Origin of the sequence: Planktotalea arctica (assembly GCF_002105285.1) — a bacterium.
Taxonomy (GTDB): Bacteria; Pseudomonadota; Alphaproteobacteria; order Rhodobacterales; family Rhodobacteraceae; genus Planktotalea; species Planktotalea arctica.
Map to the genome: position 1 here is coordinate 241,444 of NZ_MUHR01000011.1, position 26,115 is coordinate 267,558.

The following is a 26,115-nucleotide window of genomic DNA, read 5'->3' on the forward strand; positions in this document are numbered from 1 at the left end:
CGCTTAACCGCCCGGCGTCAGAAAAGAACGATCACTGGAGGCGGTAACGAAATCAACGATACGGTGCACATAAGCGCTGTCCGTATCCTCGCCCATGCGCTTGACACGATCGGCAAAAGTGCCCTCGCCCTGTGCCATCATCTGAAACGCGGCGCGCAATGCCATGATATCGTTGCGCTCGACACCGCGCCGCTTGAGACCAACCAGATTAAGTCCATCAAGCTGCCCGCGCGGGGCCTGCACAAGGCCATAGGGGATCACATCGTTGGTCACCATTGTGACCGCGCCGATGATCGCGCCCTGGCCGATGCGCACGAACTGATGGATGCCGGCAAGCCCGCCGATGATCACATCGTCCTCAATGATGCAGTGCCCTGCGACCGCCGCACTGTTCACCACGATCACATTGTTGGCGATGATCACGTCATGCGCCACATGGCAGCCCGCCATCAGCAGGCAATCATTGCCGATCTTGGTCAAACCGCCGCCGCCGCCCGTGCCGGTGTTGATCGTTACATGCTCGCGGATGCGATTGCGTGCCCCAATTTCAAGGCGGGTGATTTCACCGCCGAATTTCTTGTCCTGCGGGATTTCACCCACGACGGCAAAGGAAAACACCGTGTTCTCTTCGCCCATCACGGTGCGACCCTTGACGATTGCATGGCTCATCAGAACGCAGCGCGCACCCATTTGCACCTCGCTACCCACATAGCAGAACGGGCCGATCACACAGCCCGCGCCGATCTGCGCGCCCGCTTCGATCACCGCACTGGGGTGGATATCTGCGCTGGGATGCAGGCTCATGCAGGCAGGTCCATCATCGCCGTGAACTCGGCTTCTGCCGCCATCTCGCCCTCGACCGTGGCCACGCCGCTGAATTTCCACACCTTGCCGCCCGGTTTGCCGCGCACCGTGGTCAGGTTCATCTTGAGCACATCGCCCGGCACTACCTTGCGGCGGAATTTGCATTTATCAATCGCCATGAAATAGACCTTCATCTCCTTGTCGGCCATATCAAGCGCAGTGCCGACCATAACGGCCGCCGTTTGCGCCATCGCCTCGACGATCGTCACGCCGGGCATGATTGGCAGACCGGGGAAGTGACCCTGAAAATGCGGCTCGTTCATGGTGACGTTCTTGATGCCCACGGCTGTAGCCGTGCCGTCAATCTGTTCAACCTTGTCGACCAGCAGAAACGGATAGCGATGTGGCAGGATACGTTGGATCAGCTGGATATCAGCACTCAAAAGTTCGCTCATGGGTATCCCTTTAGGCTATGACGGTCATGTTGCAATTGTCCTAGCAAGCACGCCCCAGCGGGGCAAGGGACTCTGCGCATCGACCAAGCACCGCTTATGGCTCGGACGTCGCGCCGTCCTCGTCACCTTGTTGAAGCAATTCACTAAGCGCGGTGCCATCGGCCAGTTGTTCATCGATCCGTGCAATGGCAGACGCGGTGATGTCGGAGGCATCCGCACTCAGGAAAACCGCGCGTCGATCCAAAATCACGCTGGCGCCGTTTTCCGTCATCATTCCTTCCAATATCGGGGCAATCGCCTGCAAGAAACTACGCTGTGCCTGATCCGATCGCGCCGCCAATGCGCGCGCTTTTTCGTCCTGCGCAACGCGCGCAGAGGTCACTTTTGCATCGAAATCATCAGCAAGTTTGCGAAATTCCGCAGGTTCCATAGTTTGACGCAGACCGGTGAGTTCGCTTTCTTCATCTGCCAACTCGCCTTCGATACGCCGGTTTTCCGAGACCAGTTGCAAACCGAGCACTTCGAGGTCCTTGGCCAAACGTTGCCCAAAGAGCGTTCCGGCAAAAAGCCGATCAGGCTCGATCGTCAGAACCGGAATATCGGGCAAAGTGAAACCGCCCCCCTGCCCGATGGACTGCGCAGAGATAGGCAAAGCGCTGCCAAATGCGAAAAGCAGCGCAAATGTCGCCGCGCGGCACAGGTGCCGCGCGCGCAAATTAAAACTCCGTCGAAATCGACAGGTCAAAGGTTTGCTCCTGATCGCCGGTTTCTTTGGAAAGCGCACGCGAGAAGTTAAAGCGCAGCGGCCCAACAGGGGTTTTCCAGAACAGGCTTGCCCCGATCACCTGACGGGCTTTGAACCCTTCGTTGATCACATCGGCATTGGTCTGATCAAGCGACCAAAGCGAGCCGACATCATAGAAAAGACCACCGGAAATGCCGTATTCTTCTGGCAGGCCAAGCGGGAATTCTGCCTCGAAGCGGGCAACCACAAAGCTATTGCCGCCAAGGGAGTCGTTGGTCGCGCCATTGACTTCACGCGGACCGATGCCGCCCGGATCAAACCCGCGCATGACAGAGGACCCCATAAAGAAGCGATCCGTCGCACGGCCCGATCCGCTGATATAGTTCAGCAGTCCACCCTCAAGCGTGGCACGCAGCGTCAGTTCCTCGTTCAAGACCTTGGTCTGGGCAATCGCCTTGGCCGTCGTCTTGATATATTGATTATTGCCGGTCAGCCCGCCGAAATCCTGCCCGAACTCCAGCAAGACACCTGCATTCGGGTTCAAACCGGAACGGCGCGTGTCATAGCTATAGGTATAGCCCAATGCGCTTGACCACTCCGTGCCGCGCGCAGCTTCAGAGGTAATCAATGCACCCGCGGTTGAAGCCAGATCGGTCATTTCGGACATATCCAGCGTGTAGCGCAGCTGGACGCGGCCGTTCTCGGACACGGGAAATTCGAAGGATGGACGAAAACGCGCCAAATTCGTGTCGTAGACCGCGTTTTGATTGTCCGTCTCGATATAGGACAGATCCAGTCCGAAGCGCAGATCACGGCCAAGGAAGGCGGGCTCTGCAAAGTTCAGGGAATACTGCCGATTATCGGTGCCCGTGGTGATCGCAAGGCCAAGCTTCTGGCCGCGTCCAAGGAAATTGCTCTCATTATACTTGACCACGGCGCCGGGCCCCGTTGAAGTCGAAAAGGTTCCGCCAAAGGTCAGCGAGCCGGTGGTCGTCTCACTCACATCCACATCGACAATAACCTGATCTGGCGCAGAGCCTTCGCGCGCCTGCACGTCAGCGTCACTGAAAAAGCCAAGGAAGCGAATGCGTTCTGCGCTTTCACGGATTTCGCGTGGATTGAACGGATCACCTTCGACAATTCTGAACTGGCGGCGCACGACACGGTCCAGCGTGGTCACATTGCCCTCGATATCGATCCGCTCGACAAAGACGCGCGGCCCGCGCACCAGCACAAATTCAACATCCAGCGATAGATCACGATCATTGCGCGAAATGCGTGGCTCGACCCGAACGAAGTTAAGACCCTTCTTGATCGCGAGTCGCTCCATACGGGCGATCGAGTTTTCCACCAGAGACGGCGTATAAACGACGCCCGGACGAATTTTGAGAGAGTCCTGAAACTCGACTTCGTCGGCCTCGGGGATTTCCGAGATCGTCGTGATCTGGCCAAAGCGGAATTGCTGTCCTTCTTCGATATTGAAGGTGACAAAATACCCGTCGCGTTCCCGTGCCAGTTCTGCGTTTACGCCAGTGGTGCGAAAATCGACGTAGCCCCGGCTAAGATAAAAGTCGCGCAGCACCTGTTTGTCGAACTCGATCCGATCGGGAACAAATGTGTCCTTCTTGACGAAGGCACGCAAAAGCCCGGCCTGTTTTGTTTCAAGCACACGGCGCAGACGCGCATCGGAATAGACCTGATTTCCCACGAAGCCAACGCGCTCGATCTCGGTCACACCACCTTCGAAAATTTCGAACACCAGATCAACGCGGTTGTCCGAGCGGCGAATGATGCGCGGGTTGACCGTTGCACCGACGCGGCCCTGCACTGCGTAGCTTTCTGCGATCTGCGTGGCATCTCGTTCGGCCGTCGATGGGTTGAACACGCGGCGGGCCTGACTTTGGATGACCGCGTTCAACGCATCGTCCTTGATGCGCCTGTTGCCTTCAAAATTGATGCGATTGATCGTCGGGAATTCCGTAACTTCGATCACAAGGCGGTTGCCGCGCGGTTCGATCACGACAGTTTCGAACAATCCGCTGCCCAAAACACGCTGATAAGCATCATTTAACTGCGCAGCTGATACCGTCTCACCGCGCGCGATTCCCGCGTAGGACAAAATGGTCGAAGGTTCGATCCTCTGGTTTCCCTCGATACTCACAGAGGAAAACCGGTATTGCTGGGCTTCGGCGACGCTTGGAAGCGCAACGTAAGACACTGATAAGGCGAGAGCAAAAGACGCTGCGCCGGATTTCAAAGCACGCATATGAGCCACACGCGCCATGCGGCGTCCTGCGCCGCTCGTTTTAATATTGATCATCGCAGCAATCCAACAGACATCCCAGTTGGCATGTGACTAGCCCGATTGAGCCATGTTGTCAAAAGCCGATAGGCCGTTTCTTGCGAAACTGCGCGCTTGAAAACCCTAGTTCGTTCTACAAGATGAAGGGGTTGGCAAAGCCGACGGACGCCACATAGGCCGAAAGTGCAAGGCACAGGCCCAGCATCGCGAAGTAGACGATACGGTCCCAGTTCAGCTCGATCAAATACCCGAGGCTACGGCTGCTGGCTTGGATCAATTGCATTGTTTTGGCTCGTTTTTTCGTGCGCTTTGCACTTGGGTTTCTACTGACTGGAAAAACCATAGCAATCGAATGCGGCGAAAAATGGGCAAACGCGCGAATAACCAAGAGGTTCCGCGCGCTTGTCGCTCCTACGGGCAGAAGATATCGTTGCCAAGCGCGAACACCATAAGCGAGAGGATCATCACCAGACCGACGCTCATGAAGATACGCAGAACCTTGTCGCTGGGAGGCTTACCAACCACAGCTTCATACGCGTAAAACACCAGATGGCCACCATCCAGAATGGGGATCGGGAACAGGTTGAGCAGGCCGACCGCGGTGGACAGAACGGCGATGAACCAGATAAAGCTCATCGCGCCCTGGCTCGCCATCGCGCCGGAGGTCTGGGCAATGCCGATCGGGCCGGACAGGTTGCACGAGCTGATCGCGCCCGTGACCATGTGATACATCCCCGAGAGCGAACCCTCGATGATGCGCTTGGTCTGCGCCACGCCGTTTCCAAGGGCTGAACCGATGCTGGTGGGCTGCGTTGCAGGCTCGAAGAACAGGCCGCCCGCCACGCCGATGCGCCACTGGGTGATAAAGCTGTTGTCCGCTTGCGGCTCGTCCACGCGCTTGGGCGAAAGGGTTACTTGACGCTCCTCCCCCACATTCCACAGATCAAGCAGCAAAGGCGCGCCATTGCCGCTTTCCACCGCCACTTTCAGCTGCGCGAAGGCAAACACAGGGGCACCGTCGATCGCGGTGATCACATCGCCAACGCGCAACCCTGCGGCAAGCGCGGCAGATTGCGGCGCAACCTGCGTGATAAGCGCAGGGTATGGGTATGGGCCCATCACATCGCGCTCAAGACCGGCGCGCGCAACGGTATAAACCACATCGGCAGATTTCTCGATCTGCGCTTCGAGCGCATCGAAGCCCACCCCGTCGTCAAAGCTGGGCACAGGCACGCCGCTGATCGCCAGCAACTCATCGCCGACCTGCAATTCCTGCACCGCAGGCATCTCGCGCAGCGCGCCCACCGCCAAGGGGTCGGCCACCTCGCCGCGCGCGAAAACGACGGCAGCGAAAATGATGATCGACAGGATGAAGTTGAAAACCGGACCTGCGGCCACTGTCGCCGCGCGCGCCCAAAGCGGTGCCCCCGGCATCGTGCGGCGCTGCTCCTGAGGCGTCATTTCGCGCACCACTTCGCCATCAGGTGCGCTCGCAGCATTGGCATCGCCCAGAAACTTGACGTAGCCGCCGAAAGGCAACAACGCAAATTGCCAGACCGTGCCATGCTTATCGACGCGGCTGTAGAGGACCGGACCAAAGCCGAGCGAGAACACTTCCGCATGGATGCCCGACCAGCGCCCGACGATGTAATGACCGTATTCATGGATCGCGACAATGATCGACAGGGCCAGAACGAAAGCGAGAATCGTCCAGATGATGCTTCCAAATTGCGGCAAAAGCCCCAGAATATCCATGTCGCGGCGTCCTTTTTGTGCTCAAGTGCCGCACTTGGGCGACTTATAATTTCGCGATGATCGCATCGGCGGTGTTACGTGCCAAATGGTCTATCGCAAGCACGCTATCAAGGGTCATTTCGGCATTTGTAAGGCTGCACTTTGCAGAAAGCTGGGTCAGCGCTTCTTCCACGACCTCGGCCATTTGCATAAATCCGATGCGCCCGGCAATGAAATGATCGAGCGCACGTTCCTTGGCCGCGTTGAAAACCGCGCCCGTGTGACCGCCCTCCGCCATGACGGCGCGCGCGAGGCGCAGCGCTGGCCAGCGGGTCTCGTCGGGGTCGCGAAATGTGAGATGCGAAAGCGCGGCAAGATCAAGCCGCTCGACAGGCAGTTTTCGCCGCTCGGGCCAGTGCAGCGCAAAGCCGATGGCATGGCGCATATCGGGCGGCCCCACATGCGCCATCAGCGCACCGTCATTAAAGCCGACAAGCGCGTGGATCATTGATTGCGGATGTACGAGCACTTCGATGATTGCAGGATCAACTTCAAAAAACTCACGCGTTTCAATGACTTCAAGCGCTTTGTTGAACATCGACGCGCTGTCGATTGTGATGCGCTGTCCCATGTCCCAATTGGGATGGGTCGCCGCTTGCGCAGGTGTGGCACTGGCCAGCTTCTCCATCGGCCAGTCGCGAAATGCGCCCCCAGAAGCGGTGATGATGATCCGCTCGACAGCCTTAATATCCTCACCGATCAAGGCTTGGAAAACGGCAGAATGTTCACTGTCCACAGGCAGAATGCGCGCGCTGTGCTTTTGCGCTGTCGCTTTGACCAGAGCCCCTGCGCAGACCATGGATTCCTTGTTGGCAAGCGCGAGGGACGCGCCCTGCTCAAGCGCCTTTAGCCCGGGCGCGAGACCTGCTGCGCCGACGATGGCCGACATCACCCAATCGGTTGGCCGGCTTGCCGCATCGTCAAGTGCTTGCGCGCCTGCGCAGGCTTCGATCCCGCTGCCTGCAAGGGCCGCGCGCAAATCACCCAAACGCGTAGGATCGGCCGTGATCGCCACCTCTGCGCGCAAATCTTTTGCATCTCGGGCAAGCCGCGCGATATTTTGCGCTCCACTCAGAGCGACGACTTGATACTCATTTGGCGCGCGCTTGATCAGATCAATGGTGTTTTGGCCAATGGACCCCGTCGACCCGAAAATTGAAACCCGCCTCATCTGATGCCACTACCCGAGTGTATTGGGCGGAAAGGCGACGAAAAATTCGACGATGATCAACAGCAAAGCCGCGCCGAGCATCCCGTCGAAACGATCCAGCAAACCGCCATGGCCAGGGATCAGGTTCGAGCTGTCCTTGACGCCCACATGCCGCTTGATCGCGCTTTCCGCGATATCGCCAAGCTGCGAGGCGAGCGCAACAGCGACAGAAATAAGCACCACCATGCCCCCTCCGCCGACGGTCTGGGCAAAGATCATGCCAACGACCGCCGCACCAACCCAGCCCGCCGCCGTGCCGGACCATGTTTTCTTGGGGCTGACGCGGGGCCAGAATTTCGGGCCGCCAAGCATTTTACCCGCGAAATATCCCGCAACATCGGTGACGATCACAACCAGCAGCAGCCAAAGCATCCAGATGATGCCGAAATCATCGCGCAGCGCGATCAGGCTGAAACCGGCGATCAGGATCACGGCTGTGTAGAACATGAAAATGCGCCGTCCCGCAAAGGGGCGATTGGCCGATTTAAGCTGCGAAAACCCCACCAGAGACGGGGCAAGCAGAAGCGGCAGAATAATCGTATCAATCGGCGTGTAGCTGGCAACGAAAAGCGCCGCACCGCTCACCAGCGGCAGCCAGAGCGATTTTTGCCCGTCCGTCCCCGCAAGCATTCGCGTTAGTTCCCAAACCATCATGCCGCAGGCAGTTGACACGAGCAAATGAATCCAAAGCCCGCCCGCCCAGACCGCCGCAACACCAATCGCAAGCATGATGATCGCACTCAGGACGCGCGGACCAAGGTCACCCCATTTGGAGGCTGCTGCGCTCATGCCTTAACGGCGCCGAAGCGGCGATCGCGCGCGCCGTACTTGCGCGCCAGCCTTCCGAATTCCTCGGCGGTGAAATCAGGCCAGAGCGTGTCGATAAACTCATATTCCGCATAGGCAGATTGCCAGAGCAGAAAGTTGGATATGCGCGCTTCACCGCTGGTGCGGATAACAAGGTCCGGATCGGGTAAAACGTAAGTATCCAAGTATCTTGGCAGCGTTTCTTCATCAATGGTTTCCGGATCTAACGTTCCCAGAGCAACGTCTTGCGCCAGCCGTTTGGTGGCACGAGCAACCTCGTCCCTGCCACCGTAATTCAGGGCAATGGTCAGATGCACCAAATCGTTATGCGCCGTCAGAATTTCCAGATTGTCCATCAACTCGACCAGCTTGTCATTCAAACGAACGCGATCACCAATAAAGCGCACACGCACCCCCACGTCGGACAGCGCACGCGCCTCCTTGGTGATATAGCGCTGGAATAGTTTCATCAGGCCCGAGACTTCGACCTGCGTGCGCTTCCAGTTTTCGGTGGAAAATGCAAAAATGGTCAGGTATTTCACACCATTTTCAGGGCAAGCCTCGACGATTTCACGCACGCGGCGCGCCCCGGCGTGATGCCCGAACAAGCGCGGGCGACCACGCATCTGTGCCCAGCGGCCATTGCCGTCCATGATAATCGCAACATGCCCCGGACCAGCGGCCTGCCCGGCCTCATCCGGCTCTCGCCTGATGTGCGTGTCGATATCTGTGTCGGCGGCAAGGCTCACGTCATCACACCTGCATGATTTCTTCTTGCTTGGTTTCAAGCGCTGCATCGACGGCCTTGATCGCCTTGTCGGTCAATTCCTGCACTTCGGTTTCCCAGAATTTCTGGTCATCCTCGGAAAGACCATCGGCTTTCGCCTTTTTGATCTGATCCATCCCATCGCGGCGCAGGTTGCGCACGGAAACCCGCGCGCTTTCGGCGTATTTCGCGGCGACCTTGGTCAATTCGCGGCGACGCTCCTCGTTGAGCTCTGGAATGGGCAACATGATGATCGTGCCGTTAAGCTGCGGGTTGATCCCAAGGCCACTTTCGCGGATCGCCTTTTCGACTTTGCCGACAAGGCCCTTGTCCCAAACATTGATAGTGACCATGCGCGGTTCGGGGACGTTGACGGTGCCCACCTGATTGATCGGCGTCATGCTGCCGTAGGCATCGACCATCACAGGTTCGAGCATCGAGCCAGAGGCACGCCCCGTGCGCAAGGATGCGAATTCGGTTTTCAAATTTGTCATCGCGCCATCCATGCGGCGCTGAAGATCATCGGTATCAAGTAGGAAATCGTCTGACATGTTTGCCCTCAATTGCTCTTCGAGCGGTTTTTATATTTCTAGGCGAGACGCGCACGCTTGTATAGTCGCGGCTTAATCTTGAACGCGTGTGTAGGTGCCCTCACCCGCGAGAATGCCCTTGAAGCCACCCGGCTCATCCAGCGAAAACACGATGATCGGCAGGTTGTTGTCACGTGCAAGCGCGATGGCAGAAGCATCCATTACGCCAAGGTGTTTTTGCAACACTTCATCGAAAGTGACAGTGTCATAGCGCTTGGCATCGGGAAATTTCACCGGATCCTTGTCGTAAACGCCGTCCACTTTGGTGCCTTTAAAGATCGCTTCGCAGGCCATTTCATTGGCCCGCAGTGTCGCGGCAGTATCAGTGGTAAAATAGGGATTGCCGGTTCCGGCGGCAAAGATGCACACGCGCTTCTTTTCCAGGTGGCGCACGGCGCGGCGGCGAATGTAGGGCTCGGCCACCTCGTTCATGGTGATCGCGGAAATAACGCGCGTGTGAATGCCAAGCCCCTCCAGTGCGGATTGCATCGCAAGCGCATTCATCACCGTAGCGAGCATGCCCATGTAATCCGCCGTTGTCCGCTCCATCCCCTGCGCAGAGCCTTGCAGACCGCGAAATATATTGCCTCCGCCGATGACCATGCAGATCTCGACGCCCATCTCGTGTACCGTTTGCACTTCGCGCGCGATACGCTCGACCGTGGGCGGATGCAGGCCGAAACCCTGATCGCCCATCAACGCCTCTCCAGAAATCTTGAGCATCACGCGCTTGAACGACTGAGCGGCGGCAGGCGCAGCGGCGGGGGCATCGGTCATATTGTACTCCGAAAAAGGATATGTAGGATCGCGCGCAAAATGCCTAAACTCGGGGCATTGTTCAATCACTGATCCCCGCAAATCGCAGATAATGCGCAAGCGGGAGGAAAATTTTGGGGTAAACCTTTGGCACAGCTTGATATTTCCGGCATTGACCCGGACCTGCCCGTGCTGATTGCGGGGCCGACGGCCTCTGGCAAATCGGCGCTGGCGCTGGAAATTGCGCAAATGCAGGGCGGGGTTATCATCAACGCCGACGCCTCACAGGTGTTCGAGGGCTGGCGCATTTTGACCGCGCGCCCGAGCAATGACGAAGAAGCATGCGCACCCCACGCGCTTTATGGCCACGTGCCGTTCGAGGCGGGCTATTCCGCGGGCGCTTGGCTGCGCGATGTGACGCCCTTGGTGCAAGGCGGTGCACGCGCGATCATCGTTGGCGGTACGGGGCTATATTTCAAGGCGCTGAGCGAGGGCCTTGTCGACATCCCCCCGACCCCGCCCGAGGTGCGCGAGGCGGCGAATGCACTGCGCGAGATATCGGGTGGCACCGCGCAAATGATCGCAACCCTAGATGCTGCGACACAGGCAAAGATTGATCTGCGAAACCCCATGCGCGTGCAGCGCGCGTTCGAGGTGCAACGCGCCACAGGGCAAGGCCTGGCCGCTTGGCACGCAGCAACGCCACCGCCGCTTTTGCCGCTACAGGCCTGCACGCCCTTGGTGATAGATGCGCAAACCGACTGGCTGAACGCGCGCATCGCACGGCGCTTCGATCTGATGGTGGCGGGCGGTGCATTGGACGAGGCAGCGGCTAATCTACACCGCTTCGACCCTGATCTAGCGTCCTGCAAAGCCATTGGCGCGCCCGAATTGACCGCCTATCTGCGCGGCACATATACGCTTGAGCAAGCGAAAGAGGCCGCCAGCATCGCAACGCGCCAATTTGCCAAACGCCAACGCACATGGTTTCGTTCGCGCATGGGGGGATGGCGCAAACTATCCCTGCCCTAGGTTTGCGAAAAGCACACAATGCAGCCGAAAAATGCTTTGTAACTTTCTGAATAATTGACTTTGAGCGACATTTTGCCTTGCTGAGCTGCATGAATACACTGACGCCCCAAAGCCTAGATCAGAAAACTGTCACAACCATTGCGCAGCGCGCGGGCGGCGCACCTTGGCGCCTTGGACTTGCGCATGCGCGCCCCGAGCATACGTTGATCTGGGTCACACGCGGCGCGGCGCGCGCCGTTGTAGAGGGGCGCGGCTTTGCGATGAGCAGTCACAATGCGCTGTTTATTCCTGCGGGAACCCTGTTCTCGTTCACATGGGAAACCTCGTGCTTCGGACAAACCGTCCTCCTGGCGCCAAGGCCCGGGCTTGACTGGCCGCCCGACCCACTGTTGCTGCGCGTGCGCGAGCCCAAAGCGCAGTTGACCCTGACCCATTATGTCGAAGCGATCCAGACCGAAGCGGCAAGCGATCTACCCATGGCGGCGGTCGCCGCAAGCGCGCATGCGCAATTGATGACCGTTTGGGCGCATCGCTTTGCGGCGCCAAGCCAGAATGAAAAGATCAGCGCCGCGCGCCGCCTGATGCGGGCATTCTGCGCTTTGATCGTTCAATCCGAAAACTTTACATCATGCGGGGCGTCCATGGCGGAGTATGCCGCGAAGCTCGGGGTGACGCCGACCCATTTGACCCGCGTGAGCAGAGCCGAATGCGGCATGACCGCAGCCGATCTTTTGACCCAGCACAGCTTGCAGCGTGCTTGCCGGATGATCGAGGATGATGCGCTAAAGGCTGTTGATGTCGCGCGAAACCTTGGATTTTCAACGCCGGCCTATTTCACCCGTTTCATAAAAGCCCACACCGGTTTAACCCCGAGTCAATTGCGCAAAGCCGCCCATGCGCGCCGCAGCCCCGCACATCCTTAACGCCAAAACGCAGCCTCGACGTTTGATTGACTTTGCTTGCCGCAGGGGAAGCCGTATTTCTAGGTTGCATTCCAGCTCGATGTCGCTTTTGATCAGGAGGGATGTCGCTTTTTGCCCTCAGTTTGCCGAATGGATGAATTGACGTGCAGATTTTTCTGGTGCCGAATGCGACGACTTGGGGATCGAGGTTATCAGTGCTGCACGCAGCACTTTCATGCTCACACACCCAACAATGAAAAAATGTGTCACAGGGAGAACAAGATGACGCTCAAAACAAACAAAGGCCGTGCGATCCACTCAGCGGCGAAAATGTATGCGGAAGAATTCAAAGCGGGCCTGATGGACCGCCGCGAGTTTCTCACCCGTGCCTCTGCCTTGGGTGTCGCAACGGCGACGGCCTATACAATGGCTGGCCTCACGCAGCCCGTTCAGGCCGCAGCACACGTCAAGGCCGGTGGCACATTGCGCATCCAGCAAGAAGTACGCGCGCTGAAAGACCCACGCACATATGACTGGTCACAAATCGCAAACTTCTCGCGCGGTTGGCTCGAGTATCTGGTGCGCATCAACGCGGACGGCTCGTTCGAGGGACGCCTGCTCGAGAGCTGGTCGGCCAATGAAGATGCGACAGAGTACACATTGAACGTGCGCAAGGGCGTCAAGTGGAACAACGGCGAAGATTTCACCGCAGAGGATGTTGCGCGCAACATCATCGGTTGGTGTGACAAGGGCATGGAAGGCAATTCCATGGCTGGCCGTATGAACTCGCTGATCGATCCCGAGACGGAAATGGCGCGCGACGGCGCAGTCATGGTCGTGGATATGCACACCGTGAAGCTGACGCTGCCAGCTGCAGACATCACCATCATCCCCGGCATGGCGGATTATCCGGCGGCGATCACACATGCTTCGCATGATGCCGACAACATGGTTGGCAATGCGATCGGCACAGGCCCCTACATTCCCGAGAGCCTTGAAGTTGGCGTCAAAGGCGTGCTGGTCAAGAACATGGATCACGAGTGGTGGGGTGAAGGCGCTTATCTGGACCGGATCGAGTTCATCGATTACGGCACGGATCAATCCGCGTTCGTTGCAGCAGCCGAATCCGAAGAGATCGACATGACCTACCGGATTGACGGTGATTTTGTTGAAGTCTTCGACACGCTGGATGGCTGGATCAAATCCGAAACGCCAACGGCGAATACAATCGTTATTCGTCCCAACCAGCAGGCTGAAGTTGATGGCATGAAGCCCTATGCAGACGTGCGTGTGCGCCGTGCATTGGCGATGGCCGTGGACAACGCGGTTTGCCTCGAGCTTGGCTTTGCGGGCAACGGTACGGTTGCGGAAAACCACCATGTTTCCCCGCTGCATCCCGAGTATGCCGCGCTTCCCGCGATGAAAGTCGATGGCGCAGCAGCAAAGGCCCTGATGGATGAAGCAGGCATGGGCGATTACGAGCACGAGCTGCTTTCGATCGACGATGACTGGCGCAAGAACACCACCGATGCCGTCGCAGCCCAGCTGCGCGACGCCGGTATCAAGGTAAAGCGCACTATCCTGCCGGGCTCTACGTTCTGGAATGATTGGGCGAAGTATCCCTTCTCCTCGACAAACTGGAACCAGCGTCCGCTTGGCGTTCAGGTTCTGGCGCTTGCCTACCGTACCGGCGAAGCATGGAACGAGTCCGGCTTTGCCAACGCAGAGTTCGACGCGCTTCTTGGCGAGGCAATGTCCATCGCCGACGCTGGCAAACGCCGCGAGATCATGGCGAAGGTACAAAAGATCATGCAGGATGAAGGTGTGATCATCCAGCCTTACTGGCAGTCGCTCTATCGTCACTACCGCGAGGGCATTGTCGGAGCAGAAATGCACCCGTCCTTCGAAATCCATGTCGAAAAAATCGGTTTCGCGGCCTAAACGCGCGGGATCAAAAATCAAGCCGCCCCTTATATCGGGGGCGGCTTTTTTCGCCGTTGAGCGCAGATGAGCGCGCTCGCAACAATGACGGATCACCAATGATCCGCATAGCCTGAACGACAGGGGCACACATGGGACTGTTTATTTTGCGACGCCTTGGGGTCATGATCCTCACGGCGCTCTGCCTGACATTCGTCGTCTTCTTTTTGACGAATCTCTATCCGAACCTCGAAAAGCTGGCCAAAACCCAAGGCAACATGCGGATGACCGACGAGCAGGTCGAAAGCTGGCTGAGCAATCGCGGCTATTTGCAGCCCGTTCCGGTGAAATACGGCGAATGGTTGGGGGTTTTGCCCTCCAAGCAGATCGAGAACTCTGAAGGAGACCTGGTTGGCCGCTGTATCGATCCCGGCGTCGATCCCGCAGATGCACCGCGCTTTTGTGGCATCTTGCAGGGCGATTGGGGCTATTCCACTGTCTTCAAGGATGACGTCGCCAGCATTGTTGCCACGCGCCTCGCGTTGACGGGTAAGTTGATGTTCTGGGTGATGGTGCTCATGGTGCCATCGGCCTTGATCCTCGGGGTTCTGGCCGGAATGCGCGAAGGCTCGCGCACCGACCGCACGCTTTCCACTGTAGCAATCACCACAACGGCGACGCCTGAATATGTCTCTGGCGTGATACTGATTGCGGTCTTCGCCTCTTCCGCTGTTGGGTTAAAGTGGTTCAAAGGCACTGCGACTTCGGCGATGGACAATGCGAATTTTGAAAATTTCTTCTTGCCGGTGCTGACCATCTCCCTGTTCGGAATGGGCTATATCGCCCGCATGACCCGCGCCTCCATGGCCGAAGTCATGACGGCGCAGTATATCCGCACTGCGCGGCTGAAAGGCGTGAGCTTTCGCAATATCGTCACGAAACACGCGCTGCGCAACGCGCTGATCGCGCCCTTCACCGTCATCATGCTCCAGTTCCCATGGCTGCTTAATGGTGTGGTGATCGTCGAGACGCTGTTCAACTACAAAGGCTTCGGCTGGGTCTTGGTGCAAGCGGCAGGCAACAACGACATCGAGCTGTTGCTCGGCGTGTCGGTGGTGTCGGTCTTCGTCGTGCTGATCACCCAGCTCGTATCCGATATCGGCTACGTCTATCTCAACCCGCGCATCAGCGTTAGCTAAAGGAGGCCCCCATGGAACCGCTTACCTGGGCAGGAAGCCTGTCCTTTCTCAACATCCCGTTCATCTGGTGCGCAATCGCGCTGATCGCGGTGTTTATCCTATCCTTCGCAACCTCCGCTTTCGCGTCCGGCGATGGCTCTATGCAGATGAATGCGGATGGCACCTCCAGCGCAGCCGGAGCCGGCATTGCCGATCTGGTCAACAAGGTGCTTGTCGGTCTGCTTTTGCTTTTGGTGGTGATCGTTCTGCTTTATCTGGTACTTGGCGCCGTGATGAGCACGGGCGCCGGCATCATCGGCGGCATCTCGCGCCAGCTTTTGCCGGTATGGATCGCGCTGATCGCCTTGATGGGCACATCCTTTTATCACAAGCGCAAGCTGGGGCTTTACGGCAAGCTGTTCGATTCCACGATCGGCATGATCGGCTTTGCCTTGGTGATGTTCTGGGTCTTCGTCGGCGTTTTCGGCGCGATGGATTTGATCATCACCCATGATCCGCTTGATCAGGTTTCGGGGATGAAGAACAAAATTCCCGGCACGCCGCTGCGCGGCGCCGAGGACGGTGAATACCTGTGGTATCTGCTTGGCGGGGACAACCTTGCGCGCGATATCTTCAGCCGCGTCGTCGCCGGGTCCTGGATTGTGGTGCAAATCGCGCCGCTTGCGACGCTGTTCGCCTTCATGGTTGGCATTACGCTGGGCCTGCCTGCGGGTTACTTCGGCGGCAAGCTGGACACGTTCCTCAGCTTTCTGGCCAACCTGATCCTCGCCTTTCCGGTGATCTTGCTGTTCTATCTGCTGGTCACCCCGGAAATCGTGGCGACCGGTATCCCGACCTATATGGCGGTCGTGCTGTTCATCTTCCCGATTATCTTTATGGGGGTCTTGCTGAATTCGCGCTTCTATACGCAGCCGCATATCCGCACGCCTTTGTTGATTGTGGTCTTGGGCATCATGCTCTGGCTTTACCTTTCGCTCGTGTCCGAGCAGGGCGGCGCAGTGCCCATCCTGCCCTGGTTCCTCGATCTGTTCGATATTCCAGGCGGTATTCTGGTGGTCTTCGTGTCGGTCGTCTTCGTCAACTCGCCCACGGTATTTCGGATCGTGCGCGGCCTGACGCTGGACATCAAGACCCGCGACTACGTGGCGGCAGCGCAAACCCGTGGCGAGGGCACATGGTACATCATGCTTTGGGAAATCCTGCCCAACGCACGTGGGCCACTGATCGTCGATTTCTGCCTGCGCATCGGCTACACGACCATTCTGCTCGGCACGCTCGGCTTCTTCGGCCTTGGCCTGCCACCGGAAAGCCCGGACTGGGGCAGCACGATCAACGAGGGGCGCAAGCTCTTGTCGATCTACCTGCACCCTGCCCTGCCACCTGCCTTGTCCCTGCTCTCGCTGGTTCTCGGCTTGAACTTGCTGGCAGACGGTTTGCGTGAAGAAAGTCTGCGCGACTAAGAATGAGAGGGCGGACCGGGGGCCAGCCCCCGGACCCCCGAAGTTTATTTGGAAAGATGAAGCAGGGACAACCTGCACTTTCTCCGACAGGGAGACTACGAAATGGCGAAACTTGATTACGAAGGGCCGATCCTCGAGATCGACAAGCTCTCGATTTCCTTCTTTACGCGTTTGCGCGAAATTCCAGCGGTGATGGATTTCTCTGTGACCGTGCAGCCCGGCGAAGCGGTTGGACTGGTTGGCGAATCCGGTTGTGGCAAATCCACTGTCGCGCTTGGCGTTATGCAGGACCTTGGCAAGAACGGGCGCACAGTTGGCGGCACGATCAAGTTCAAGGGACGCGACCTTGCCGAAATGAGCGACGAAGAGCTGCGCGACATTCGCGGCAATGAAATCGCGATGATCTATCAGGAACCGATGGCCTCGCTCAACCCGGCGATGAAAATCGGCAAGCAGTTGATGGAAGTGCCGATGATCCATGAGGGCGTTAGCGAAAGCGAAGCCTATGATCGCGCGCTGCAAGTGGTTACGGACGTGAAATTGCCCGACCCCAAGCGCATTCTTGGTAGCTATCCGCATCAGCTATCGGGTGGTCAGCAACAGCGGATCGTGATCGCGATGGCGCTGATGTCCAAGCCTGCTTTGTTGATTTTGGATGAGCCAACGACCGCGCTCGATGTGACGGTTGAAGCCGCAATTGTCGAGTTGGTCCGCGATCTGGGCAAGAAATACGGCACTTCGATGCTGTTCATCTCGCACAACCTTGGCCTTGTTCTTGAGACCTGCGATCGCATCTGCGTGATGTACTCCGGCGAAGCGGTCGAGCGCGGCTCGATCGAGGATGTGTTCGACGAAATGCAGCACCCCTATACGCAGGCGCTGTTCCGCTCGATCCCGCTGCCCGGCGCGGATAAGAACTCGCGCCCCTTGGTTGCGATCCCCGGCAACTTCCCCCTGCCCCATGAGCGCCCGAGTGGCTGTAACTTTGGCCCGCGCTGCGATTATTTCGAGGCGGGGCGCTGTGATCAGGGTGATATCATGATGGAAAGCGTCGCGGGCGATGACCGCCACGCCACGCGCTGCCTGCGCTACAAGGAAATCGACTGGAACGCGCCGCTCGCTCTGGCCGATAAGAAGGAAAAGGGCGAGATCGGCAAGGTCATCCTCAAAATGCAAGACCTGCGCAAGTATTACGAGGTCTCGGCCAACGCGCTCTTTGGCGGCGCGAACAAGAAAGTCGTCAAGGCCAATGAGACCTTGACCTTTGAGGCGCGCGAGAGCGAAACGCTGGCGATTGTGGGCGAATCCGGTTGCGGCAAATCCACATTTGCCAAAGTGCTGATGGGGCTGGAGACGGCGACGGACGGGCAAATCCTGCTCGACAATCAAAGTATCGGTAACACCCCGATCGAGCAACGCGACACCAAGACCGTCGCGGATGTGCAGATGGTGTTCCAGAACCCGTTTGACACGCTGAACCCCTCGATGACGGTGGGCCGCCAAATCATCCGCGCACTGGAAATCTTCAAGATCGGCAAGAACGAGGCCGAGCGCCGCACGCGTATGCTCGAGCTGCTTGATCTGGTGAAACTGCCGCGCGAATTTGGCGATCGTATGCCGCGCCAACTTTCTGGCGGGCAAAAGCAGCGCGTCGGCATCGCCCGCGCCTTTGCTGGCGGCGCGCGCATCGTGGTGGCGGACGAACCTGTCTCGGCGCTCGATGTGTCGGTACAAGCGGCGGTGACGGACCTGTTGATGGATATCCAGCGCGAAGAGAAAACCACGCTGCTGTTCATCTCCCATGACCTCTCCATCGTGCGCTACCTCAGCGACCGCGTCATGGTGATGTACCTCGGCCATGTGGTGGAACTTGGCACCACCGATCAGGTCTTTGCGCCGCCCTACCATCCCTATACAGAGGCTCTGCTTTCGGCGGTTCCCATCGCGGATACGAGCGTTCAGAAGAAGCATATCGTGCTCGACGGCGATATCCCCTCTGCGATGAACCCGCCGCCCGGTTGTCCGTTCCAGACGCGCTGCCATTGGAAATCGCAAGTTCCCGATGGGCTGTGTGATCGTGAGGTGCCTGCGGTGCGCACACTGCCGAACGGGCATCAACTCAAGTGTCACCTCAGCGATGAAAAGCTGGCCGAAATGGAGCCTGTGATCAAGATGGCGGCGGAGTGAGCTGCCCCCCTTCTTCATCTTGCCGATAAACTCCGGGGGGTTTGGGGGGCTGGCCCCCCAGCCTATCCTTGATGCTCACGCGGTGTTTTGTCTGTTATGCGCTAAAACTCGCGGACAAAGCCGTCACGCGCCGCGGTGTGCCGGACTTGGCCTCGGCCTTGGCGTAGGGACTACTTTGCACTTTGGCGCGGAATGGATGCTCTCGACCGAAGAGCCCAAGATAGCAGAAACGCAGCTTGGGTTTACCACGATACCCTTCACAGTGGCTTACCGCGATCATGCGCTGGAACTGCGCTCAGATCAGCGGTGCCCGCCGCATCGCATATGAGCGCGATTGCCGAATGCGGCACACTAGGGCGTCTGGTGATCGAGCCAGGGGGTTTTCACGGGCGAGACGAATTTATGCGGCAAGGCGCAGCGCAGCCGCGCGATCATTCACCGCGAGGTTCTGGAGCAGGTTTTGCCGTTTCTGAGTAAAATGCCAAGAGATGCGCTAGAAGCATGACTAGCTGCCCCAGATCACCTTGACGTAGTTACGTGTCTCTTTGAACGGAGGCACGCCGCCATATTTTTCGACCGCGCCGGGGCCTGCGTTATAGGCCGCAAGCGCTAGGCGCCATGTGCCAAACTTGCGGTATTGCTCTTTGAGATAGCGCGCGCCGCCCTCGAGGTTTTGCACAGGATCGCTGGGGTCCACGCGCAAATATTCCGCAGTACCGGGCATCAATTGCGCAAGGCCCAAAGCCCCTGCATGGGAAACCGCATTGGGGTCCCAATTGCTTTCCTGCTGCACAAGGCGCAGGAATAGATCTTCAGGCACGCCGTGCTTGCGCGCCGCTTTGCGCGCCATGCTCGAATAGATGCCCTTGTAGCGACCTTTGTATTTGGGAGATGTTTTGCCGTCGCCCCATTTGGTCGGCGTGTTTACCGTTGGTGGCTGGAGGCGCACAGAGGCTTTATATTGCTCGGAGGCACGATTGTCCAAAATCTTGGTTTGTGATTTGAACAGCTTTTGCCTCGATTTGCTCGACAAACGGTCTGCTGCCACGGGCATGGCCAGCGCTATGATAAGACTTGCTGATACCGCCGTGATCAGTCGCCTTCTAAGAGCGCTCATGTACCAATGCCCCAATACCCGTTTCCAAAACCTGTTGTCGCATCCTATTCTCGGCGCAATATAGCTGGATTTTGCCACTTCGCTACCCCTTGGGGCGTTATTCCGTTTTTAACCATGATCTGGTGGTATAGGTTCGGCAAAACTTCGCTGACTGAGTCGGCGGAGTCGCTGCGACACGAACATTTTAGGGGGCAATATGGCCGGTTCAGTAAACAAAGTTATCCTCATCGGCAATTTGGGGCGCGATCCAGAAGTGCGCACATTCCAGAATGGCGGCAAAGTGTGCAACCTGCGCATTGCCACGTCTGAAACGTGGAAAGACAAGAGCTCGGGCGAGCGACGCGAGCGCACGGAATGGCATTCAGTAGCAATTTTCTCCGAGCCGCTGACGCGCATTGCAGAGCAATATCTGCGTAAAGGCTCCAAAGTCTACATCGAGGGACAGCTCGAAACGCGCAAATGGCAGGACCAATCGGGTGCTGACAAATACAGCACCGAGGTTGTCTTGCGTCCCTACACATCAACGCTGACCATGCTCGATGGGCGCGGTGATAACGCCGGAGGCGGTGGCGGCTCATATGGCGGCGGCAATCAAGGCGGCGGCTATGATAGTGGTGGTGGCCAAGGCGGCGGTTACGATGGCGGCCAAGGTGGTGGTCAGGGCGGCGGCGGATATGGTGGCGGCTCGCAAGGTGGCGGCGGCGCTCCATCGCGCGATCTGGATGATGAAATTCCGTTCTAAGAGATTGAGATATCCGGACCGGGGCGCTGCCCCGGACCCCGCGATACTTATGGAAAGAGGAAGGGCCTAACGGATTGCCAATGCGTCCGTTAGCAGCTTTAGTACTTCCTCTTGCGGCACGTCAGACGTGACGAAAGCAGCGCCGATGCCGCGCGCGAGAATAAAGCGTAACTGGCCGTCGATCACCTTTTTGTCCTGCCCCATCAAGGCAAGCAGCGCGCCTGCATCCGGCAAGTCACCCTCGATATCGGCAAGATCGACTTTCATGCCCATGGCCCGCAGGTGCGCGCGCACGCGGCTTGGCTCTTCTTGCGGGCACAGACCAAGGCGCGCAGAAAGCTCGAAAGCAAGCGCGCAGCCGATGGCAACGCCTTCGCCGTGCAGCAAACGATCAGAATACCCCGTCGCGGATTCAAGTGCGTGACAGAAGGTGTGGCCCAGATTGAGCAGCGCGCGATCGCCTTGCTCTGTCTCGTCGCGCAGAACAATGTCCGCTTTCATCTGGACCGAGCGGCGGACCGCCTCGATACGAGCGCCTTGATCCCCCGAAAGCAGATCGGGGCCGCGTGTTTCAAGCCAGTCGAAGAAGGCCGCATCGCCCAGCAGCCCGTATTTCACCACCTCGCCGTAGCCCGACAGGAAGTCGCGCGGCGGTAGCGAATTGAGCGCATCCGTATCCGCGAGCACCAGCGCAGGTTGATGGAAGGCGCCGATCAGGTTCTTGCCTTGAGGCGCGTTGATGCCGGTCTTTCCGCCCACCGAGCTATCGACCTGGGCCAAAAGCGAGGTGGGGATTTGCACGAAGCGGATCCCGCGGCGCAAAACAGCAGCGGCAAAGCCCACAAGATCGCCGATCACGCCGCCGCCTAGGGCGATGACCACATCGCGCCGCTCGATCTTTTGCTCCAGAAGCCACTCGACGCATCGCGAAAATTCGGGCCAGGCCTTTGTGCTCTCGCCCGGGGGCAATTCAAGCGCCACCATTTCGATCCCCGCCGCCGCCAATCCGGCCCGCAGCGCTTCAAGGTGCAGCGCCGCAACGCGCGTTTCTGTCACCACAGCCACGCGCGGGCGCGCTAAAAGCGGCGCAATTTCAACGCCTGCACGCGCGATCAAGCCGGGACCGATACGCACGTCGTAAGCGCGCCCTTCAAGGGGGACTGTGACCACTTCAATCATCTTATTCGCACTCCAAAACATCTGCGCGATCGCGCAGCGATGACGCCACACGTACGGCCATATCCTCGATCGATAAATCCGCGCTTGCCGAGACAGTGATATCTGCCAGAGCGTAAATATCAGCGCGCGCGGCGTAAAGGTTTCCCAGCGTTTCCAGCGGATTATCGGTTTGCAGCAAAGGGCGCGTGGCCTTTTGGCGCACGCGCGACCAGAGCAACGCCAGCGAAGCGTGCAGACAGACGGAGACGCCCTTTTGCGAGATCAACGCGCGATTACGCTCGGCCAGAAAAGCGCCCCCACCTGTAGAGAGCACACATGGCACGCCGTCGAGCAAACGGGCGATAACCTCGCTCTCGCGCGCGCGAAAAAAGGCCTCGCCGTCGCGCTCGAATATCTCGGCGATGCTCATATTGGCGGCGCTCACGATTTCTGCGTCCGAATCAAGAAACGGCACCCCGAGCTTAAGCGCAAGTGCCTTGCCCACAGCCGTCTTGCCAGCGCCCATCATGCCGACCAGAACCACCGTTTTGTGCAATTTCCAGACCATCTTCTCCAAATCCAAAGCGCTCGCGTAGGCCAATGCCCGCCATATTTTGATTTAATCCCTTCAATGGCGTGAACTTGCCAGAAAGGCCATATATAAACGTGACAAAAGACGGCAGGCAGGCAAGGATCAAACCCATGGTGCGCATCATAAAATGGTTATTCTATCTGGCGATTCTGGCAGGCCTCGCGCTTGTCGGTTACGCCTATATCGGGCCGTTTTTCGGTGCTGATTTCTCTGCACCGCTGCATGAAATTCGCGTGCCCGTGGATGTTGGCGATGGCGGGTAAATGCGCGCAGTTGGGCGGTGCCCTCCTTGTGATTGCGCTTGCGGGACCGGTGCAGGCAAGTGATCCGCTCTCGGCGATCGAATGGCTGGAAAAACGCCCTAAACAGGTTGTCGTGCCGCTGGTGCAAGCCCCGCGCGTGATCGACGAACCACCTGCGGCAATCACGATAACCACGCCCGAAGTCACCGTGACGCCGCTTGGCGCGCCCGTGCGCGCGGCGGCCGGATTGCTGCCAAGCTCGGTTACGGGCCTGCCCCGCGATCTTTGGAGCGACAGCGAAGCAGGCGGGCTCGGCGCGCTGCTTGGCGCGCTCGATGTGGAGCGTTTGCCCGCCTTGCAATCCTTGCTCTACACACTGCTATTGGCCGAGGCTGATCCACCCTACGACACGCAATCTTCCGATTTTCTGCGCGCGCGGGTAAAAAAGCTGCTTGATCTTGGTGCTGTTGATCCCGCCTCTGCGCTGCTGGATCGCGCCGATCCGGCGCATTTGGACCTGTTTGATTATTACTTCGACGCTGCACTTTTGAACGGTGATGCCGAAGCTCCTTGCAAGGCGCTCAACCGCAATCCGGCTCTGAGCCGCGATCTGGCGCGCCGCATCTTTTGTGACGTGCGCTCAGAAAACTGGGACAATGCGGCGCTGGCCCTGTCGACGGCAGATGCAATTGGCGCACTAGAGCCGATGGATGTGGCCTTGCTGGAACACTTTCTTGATCCCGAACTGTTCGAGGCTTCGCCGGTCCCGCCTGCACCGGCACGTCCCAGCGTGTTGCAATTCCGTCTCTACGAAGCGATTGGCGAGGCTCTGCCAACGGCCGCATTGCCGCGCGCCTTCGCTGCCACAGATCTCGGCGGCGATGCCGGTTGGAAAGCGCAGCTTGACGCGGCAGAGCGTCTCGCCCGGATCGGCGCAATTTCAGAGAACCGCCTTTTGGGCATCTATACCAGCCGCATTCCCTCTGCCTCTGGAGGCATCTGGGATCGGGTCGACGCCGTTCAACGCCTTGAAACCACTCTTGCTTCGGGCGATCCAGCGGCCGCTTTGAAGCAAAGCGCGCAGGCATGGGACAAGATGAAAGAGGTGGGCCTCGAAGTGCCCTTCGCCACATTGTTCAGCGAAGCCTTGCTGCGGTTGCCCGCGAGCGGAGCCAATAATGATATGGTGACGCGCATTACGCTGCTCTCGCCACTTTATGAACAGGCGGCTCAGCGCGAAACCGATGATCCACTGCTAAAATTTGCGCAAGGCGTCGCCGTTGGCGCACCCGAAACGCAAAGCGAGCAGGCCCTCGCAATCGCAATTCTGCGCGCCTTTTCCGGCGAAGCGGTGCCACAGTTCCTCAGCGAAATGGCCACGCAGGGCCGACTCGGCGAAGCCATTTTACGCGCCATGTCCTTGACCGCTACAGGCGCAGCAGGTGATCCGAGCGCGGCGCAAAGCGGCCTTGCGTTTCTACGCAGCGTTGGCCTTGAAGACACCGCAAGGCGCACAGCGCTGCAGATGCTATTGCTCGACTTTGGCGATCAAAGATGAGCGCATCTGCAGATCATTTGCGCTGGATTTCCACCTTTCTGGATGCGCAGGCCGCCGAAATGGGCGCGGCGAACAACACGCAACTGGCCTATGCGCGCGATTTGAAGGATTTTGCCAGTTGGCTTTCGGGGCGCAAATGCTCGTTTCAAGCCGCCTCACGCGATGACGTAGAGGCCTATCTGATTTTTTGCGATGCGCAGGGCTTGGCGAAATCCACCCGCGCGCGCCGCCTCTCGGCAATCAAGCAGCTCTATCGCTTCGGCTTTGAAGAGGGTTGGCGCAGCGACAATCCTGCCATCCAGATCACTGGCCCGGGGCGCGACAAACGCTTGCCGAAAACACTGACGCTGGCGGAGGTCGACGGTTTGCTCGCCGCCTCCCGCGAGGTCGGGCGCTCGCCTAGTGACCGGCTGCGCAACACCTGCCTGATGGAGCTGCTTTATGCGACGGGCATGCGCGTGAGCGAATTGGTCTCGCTCCCCGTGGCCGCAGCGCGCGGCAATCCACGCATGCTGCTCATTCGCGGCAAAGGCAACAAGGAACGTATGGTGCCGCTCTCGCCCCCTGCGCGCGAAGCGGTTCAGGTCTGGATCAAGGCCTGGGAGCAGGTGCAGGATGAAGCCCGGCAGAAAGGCAAGCCTGCCACACGTTTCCTATTCCCTTCGCGCGGCAAGGAAGGGCACCTGACCCGCCACCGTTTCTATATTCTGATCAAAGAGTTAGCGGTGCATGCGGGCGTCATGCCCTCCAAGGTTACTCCGCATACGCTGCGCCATGCCTTTGCCACGCATCTGCTTGAAAACGGCGCCGATCTGCGCTCGATCCAGACACTTTTGGGCCATGCGGATGTAGCCACCACCGAGATTTACACGCATGTTCTGGAAGCGCGTTTGCAGGAATTGGTACTGACGCACCACCCTCTTGCCAAGGACGAAGACTAGCGGCGCAGTGCCGCTGGCAACGCATCCTCGGAAGGCCAGATGCCGGTTTGCAAAGCGCGCTCATAGCCCTGAGGCAAACCTGCGGCTCGCATATCAGCCTGCGCCCCTGCCACATCATAGGTTAGCCGCTCGAAACTATGGGCACCGCCTGCGTCGATGCGTAAAAACTCGGTTTGCGCGCTGCCATCATGGGGCGGCATGCCGATCACCCCTGCATTGAGCCAGGCCACGCCCGAGATATTGCGCTCGAAGGCGATGCCGCTGTGACCTGCGATCACCATGTCGATATCGCCGCACAGCATGTTCAGCGCGTCGAGTTCTTCGAGAAAAACCGCCTCCTCAGACACGCTCCAGATGAAGCGCGCCACATCGGTGATGCCGCCGTGAATGACCGCAATGCGTTTACCTTGATGCGTGAACATCAATGCGCCTGGCAGACCGCCCATCCATTTGCGCGCCTGCGCGTTCACCTGCGCGTTTGCAAAGGCATACCACGCAGCCGAGAGCAGATCGCAGGCCGTGCCCTCCTCGAAACCGCAACCGCAATCAAGCGAATTGGCCGCCAGTTGTTTTTCGCAATTTCCAGCCACCACATACAAATCGCTTGCCTGCGCGCGCGCGATCACCGCATTGGGCGCGCCGCAATAGGCCACCAGATCACCCGTACAGATCACCGTGCCGCGCGCGCTGGCCAGTGCCGCATCAAACGCTTGCGCATTCGAATACGGACCACCAAAAACCGTAATTTCGCCTGTAATTTCGCCCAAATCGTCAATGCGCATAGCCCGCTCCCTTGTAGTACCGACCGAGCGACCCCATAACACAATCACCTCATA

The 26,115-nt window shown here is 58.5% G+C and carries 25 protein-coding genes; 10 read left to right on the plus strand and 15 right to left on the minus strand.

Features of this window, described 5'->3' with window-relative positions; translation table 11 throughout:
* Positions 1-3: 3 nt before the first annotated feature.
* The 11 genes from lpxA to pyrH form a co-directional block, all read right to left on the minus strand.
* Positions 4-804 (minus strand): acyl-ACP--UDP-N-acetylglucosamine O-acyltransferase, encoded by an 801-nt coding sequence (lpxA, locus tag B9P63_RS11820; RefSeq protein WP_085308978.1) that lies wholly within the window; start codon positions 802-804, stop codon positions 4-6.
* Positions 801-1,259: a 3-hydroxyacyl-ACP dehydratase FabZ gene (gene fabZ, locus B9P63_RS11825; RefSeq protein ID WP_085308980.1), complete on the minus strand. Its 459-nt coding sequence runs from the start codon at positions 1,257-1,259 to the stop codon at positions 801-803. The genes lpxA and fabZ overlap by 4 nt, the downstream gene beginning before the upstream one ends.
* 94 nt (positions 1,260-1,353) lie before the next feature.
* A complete protein-coding gene (locus tag B9P63_RS11830) occupies positions 1,354-1,974 on the minus strand; it encodes an OmpH/Skp family outer membrane protein (protein WP_245830647.1) in 621 nt (206 codons plus the stop codon).
* 1 nt (position 1,975) lies between these two features.
* Positions 1,976-4,324, minus strand: a complete 2,349-nt coding sequence (bamA, locus tag B9P63_RS11835; RefSeq protein ID WP_085308984.1) for an outer membrane protein assembly factor BamA — start codon at positions 4,322-4,324, stop codon at positions 1,976-1,978.
* 115 nt (positions 4,325-4,439) lie between these two features.
* A complete protein-coding gene (locus B9P63_RS19230; protein ID WP_176219151.1) occupies positions 4,440-4,589 on the minus strand; it encodes a hypothetical protein in 150 nt (49 codons plus the stop codon).
* Between the two features lie 128 nt (positions 4,590-4,717).
* Positions 4,718-6,061: an RIP metalloprotease RseP gene (rseP, locus tag B9P63_RS11845; RefSeq protein ID WP_085308988.1), complete on the minus strand. Its 1,344-nt coding sequence runs from the start codon at positions 6,059-6,061 to the stop codon at positions 4,718-4,720.
* A 43-nt stretch (positions 6,062-6,104) separates the two neighbouring features.
* Positions 6,105-7,271 carry a 1-deoxy-D-xylulose-5-phosphate reductoisomerase gene (gene dxr, locus B9P63_RS11850; RefSeq protein ID WP_085308990.1) on the minus strand — a complete coding sequence of 389 codons (1,167 nt, stop codon included), beginning with the start codon at positions 7,269-7,271 and terminating at the stop codon, positions 6,105-6,107.
* Positions 7,272-7,280: 9 nt separating this feature from the next.
* Complete coding sequence (locus B9P63_RS11855) at positions 7,281-8,099, minus strand: phosphatidate cytidylyltransferase (protein ID WP_085308992.1); 819 nt, start codon at positions 8,097-8,099, stop codon at positions 7,281-7,283.
* A complete protein-coding gene (gene uppS, locus B9P63_RS11860) occupies positions 8,096-8,830 on the minus strand; it encodes a polyprenyl diphosphate synthase (protein ID WP_085309255.1) in 735 nt (244 codons plus the stop codon). The genes B9P63_RS11855 and uppS overlap by 4 nt, the downstream gene beginning before the upstream one ends.
* Positions 8,831-8,870: 40 nt before the next feature.
* Positions 8,871-9,434 (minus strand): ribosome recycling factor, encoded by a 564-nt coding sequence (frr, locus tag B9P63_RS11865; RefSeq protein ID WP_085308994.1) that lies wholly within the window; start codon positions 9,432-9,434, stop codon positions 8,871-8,873.
* Between the two features lie 72 nt (positions 9,435-9,506).
* Positions 9,507-10,250 (minus strand): UMP kinase, encoded by a 744-nt coding sequence (gene pyrH, locus B9P63_RS11870; RefSeq protein WP_085308996.1) that lies wholly within the window; start codon positions 10,248-10,250, stop codon positions 9,507-9,509.
* 126 nt (positions 10,251-10,376) lie between these two features.
* Between pyrH and miaA the strand changes: the two genes are divergently transcribed.
* From miaA to B9P63_RS11900, 6 genes are all read left to right on the plus strand, one after another.
* A complete protein-coding gene (miaA, locus tag B9P63_RS11875) occupies positions 10,377-11,261 on the plus strand; it encodes a tRNA (adenosine(37)-N6)-dimethylallyltransferase MiaA (RefSeq protein WP_085308999.1) in 885 nt (294 codons plus the stop codon).
* A gap of 89 nt (positions 11,262-11,350) precedes the next feature.
* On the plus strand, positions 11,351-12,184 hold the full coding sequence (locus tag B9P63_RS11880) for a helix-turn-helix domain-containing protein (RefSeq protein WP_085309001.1): 834 nt from the start codon (positions 11,351-11,353) through the stop codon (positions 12,182-12,184).
* Between the two features lie 261 nt (positions 12,185-12,445).
* The gene (locus B9P63_RS11885) at positions 12,446-14,104 is read left to right on the plus strand and encodes an ABC transporter substrate-binding protein (protein ID WP_085309003.1); all 1,659 of its coding nucleotides are present in this window, start codon (positions 12,446-12,448) and stop codon (positions 14,102-14,104) included.
* Between the two features lie 131 nt (positions 14,105-14,235).
* Entirely contained in the window at positions 14,236-15,282 is a 1,047-nt protein-coding gene (locus B9P63_RS11890; protein ID WP_085309005.1) for an ABC transporter permease, read from the plus strand.
* Positions 15,283-15,293: 11 nt separating this feature from the next.
* Positions 15,294-16,742 carry an ABC transporter permease gene (locus B9P63_RS11895; RefSeq protein ID WP_085309008.1) on the plus strand — a complete coding sequence of 483 codons (1,449 nt, stop codon included), beginning with the start codon at positions 15,294-15,296 and terminating at the stop codon, positions 16,740-16,742.
* 102 nt (positions 16,743-16,844) lie between these two features.
* On the plus strand, positions 16,845-18,929 hold the full coding sequence (locus B9P63_RS11900; RefSeq protein ID WP_085309010.1) for a dipeptide ABC transporter ATP-binding protein: 2,085 nt from the start codon (positions 16,845-16,847) through the stop codon (positions 18,927-18,929).
* A gap of 505 nt (positions 18,930-19,434) precedes the next feature.
* On the opposite strand, the gene B9P63_RS11905 is transcribed toward B9P63_RS11900, so the two are convergent.
* Positions 19,435-20,046 (minus strand): lytic transglycosylase domain-containing protein, encoded by a 612-nt coding sequence (locus tag B9P63_RS11905; RefSeq protein ID WP_085309012.1) that lies wholly within the window; start codon positions 20,044-20,046, stop codon positions 19,435-19,437.
* A 196-nt stretch (positions 20,047-20,242) separates the two neighbouring features.
* Here B9P63_RS11905 and ssb point away from each other — a divergent pair, with 196 nt between their 5' ends.
* Positions 20,243-20,788 carry a single-stranded DNA-binding protein gene (gene ssb / locus B9P63_RS11910; RefSeq protein WP_085309014.1) on the plus strand — a complete coding sequence of 182 codons (546 nt, stop codon included), beginning with the start codon at positions 20,243-20,245 and terminating at the stop codon, positions 20,786-20,788.
* 66 nt (positions 20,789-20,854) lie between these two features.
* Here ssb and aroB read toward each other — a convergent pair whose 3' ends face one another.
* Entirely contained in the window at positions 20,855-21,967 is a 1,113-nt protein-coding gene (gene aroB / locus B9P63_RS11915) for a 3-dehydroquinate synthase (protein ID WP_085309015.1), read from the minus strand.
* A 1-nt stretch (position 21,968) separates the two neighbouring features.
* The gene (locus B9P63_RS11920; protein ID WP_085309257.1) at positions 21,969-22,514 is read right to left on the minus strand and encodes a shikimate kinase; all 546 of its coding nucleotides are present in this window, start codon (positions 22,512-22,514) and stop codon (positions 21,969-21,971) included.
* A 134-nt stretch (positions 22,515-22,648) separates the two neighbouring features.
* On the opposite strand from B9P63_RS11920, the gene B9P63_RS19235 reads away from it, so the two are divergent.
* From B9P63_RS19235 to B9P63_RS11930, 3 genes are read left to right on the plus strand one after another with little or no spacing between them, the layout of a single operon-like run.
* Positions 22,649-22,801 (plus strand): hypothetical protein, encoded by a 153-nt coding sequence (locus tag B9P63_RS19235; protein WP_176219152.1) that lies wholly within the window; start codon positions 22,649-22,651, stop codon positions 22,799-22,801.
* Positions 22,791-24,338 (plus strand): hypothetical protein, encoded by a 1,548-nt coding sequence (locus B9P63_RS11925; RefSeq protein ID WP_245830649.1) that lies wholly within the window; start codon positions 22,791-22,793, stop codon positions 24,336-24,338. Before B9P63_RS19235 ends, B9P63_RS11925 begins: the two co-directional genes overlap by 11 nt.
* Positions 24,335-25,279 carry a site-specific tyrosine recombinase XerD gene (locus tag B9P63_RS11930; protein WP_085309017.1) on the plus strand — a complete coding sequence of 315 codons (945 nt, stop codon included), beginning with the start codon at positions 24,335-24,337 and terminating at the stop codon, positions 25,277-25,279. Before B9P63_RS11925 ends, B9P63_RS11930 begins: the two co-directional genes overlap by 4 nt.
* On the opposite strand, the gene B9P63_RS11935 is transcribed toward B9P63_RS11930, so the two are convergent.
* On the minus strand, positions 25,276-26,061 hold the full coding sequence (locus tag B9P63_RS11935) for a metallophosphoesterase family protein (RefSeq protein WP_085309019.1): 786 nt from the start codon (positions 26,059-26,061) through the stop codon (positions 25,276-25,278). The two genes, B9P63_RS11930 and B9P63_RS11935, sit on opposite strands and share 4 nt — an antisense overlap.
* Positions 26,062-26,115 lie beyond the last annotated feature (54 nt).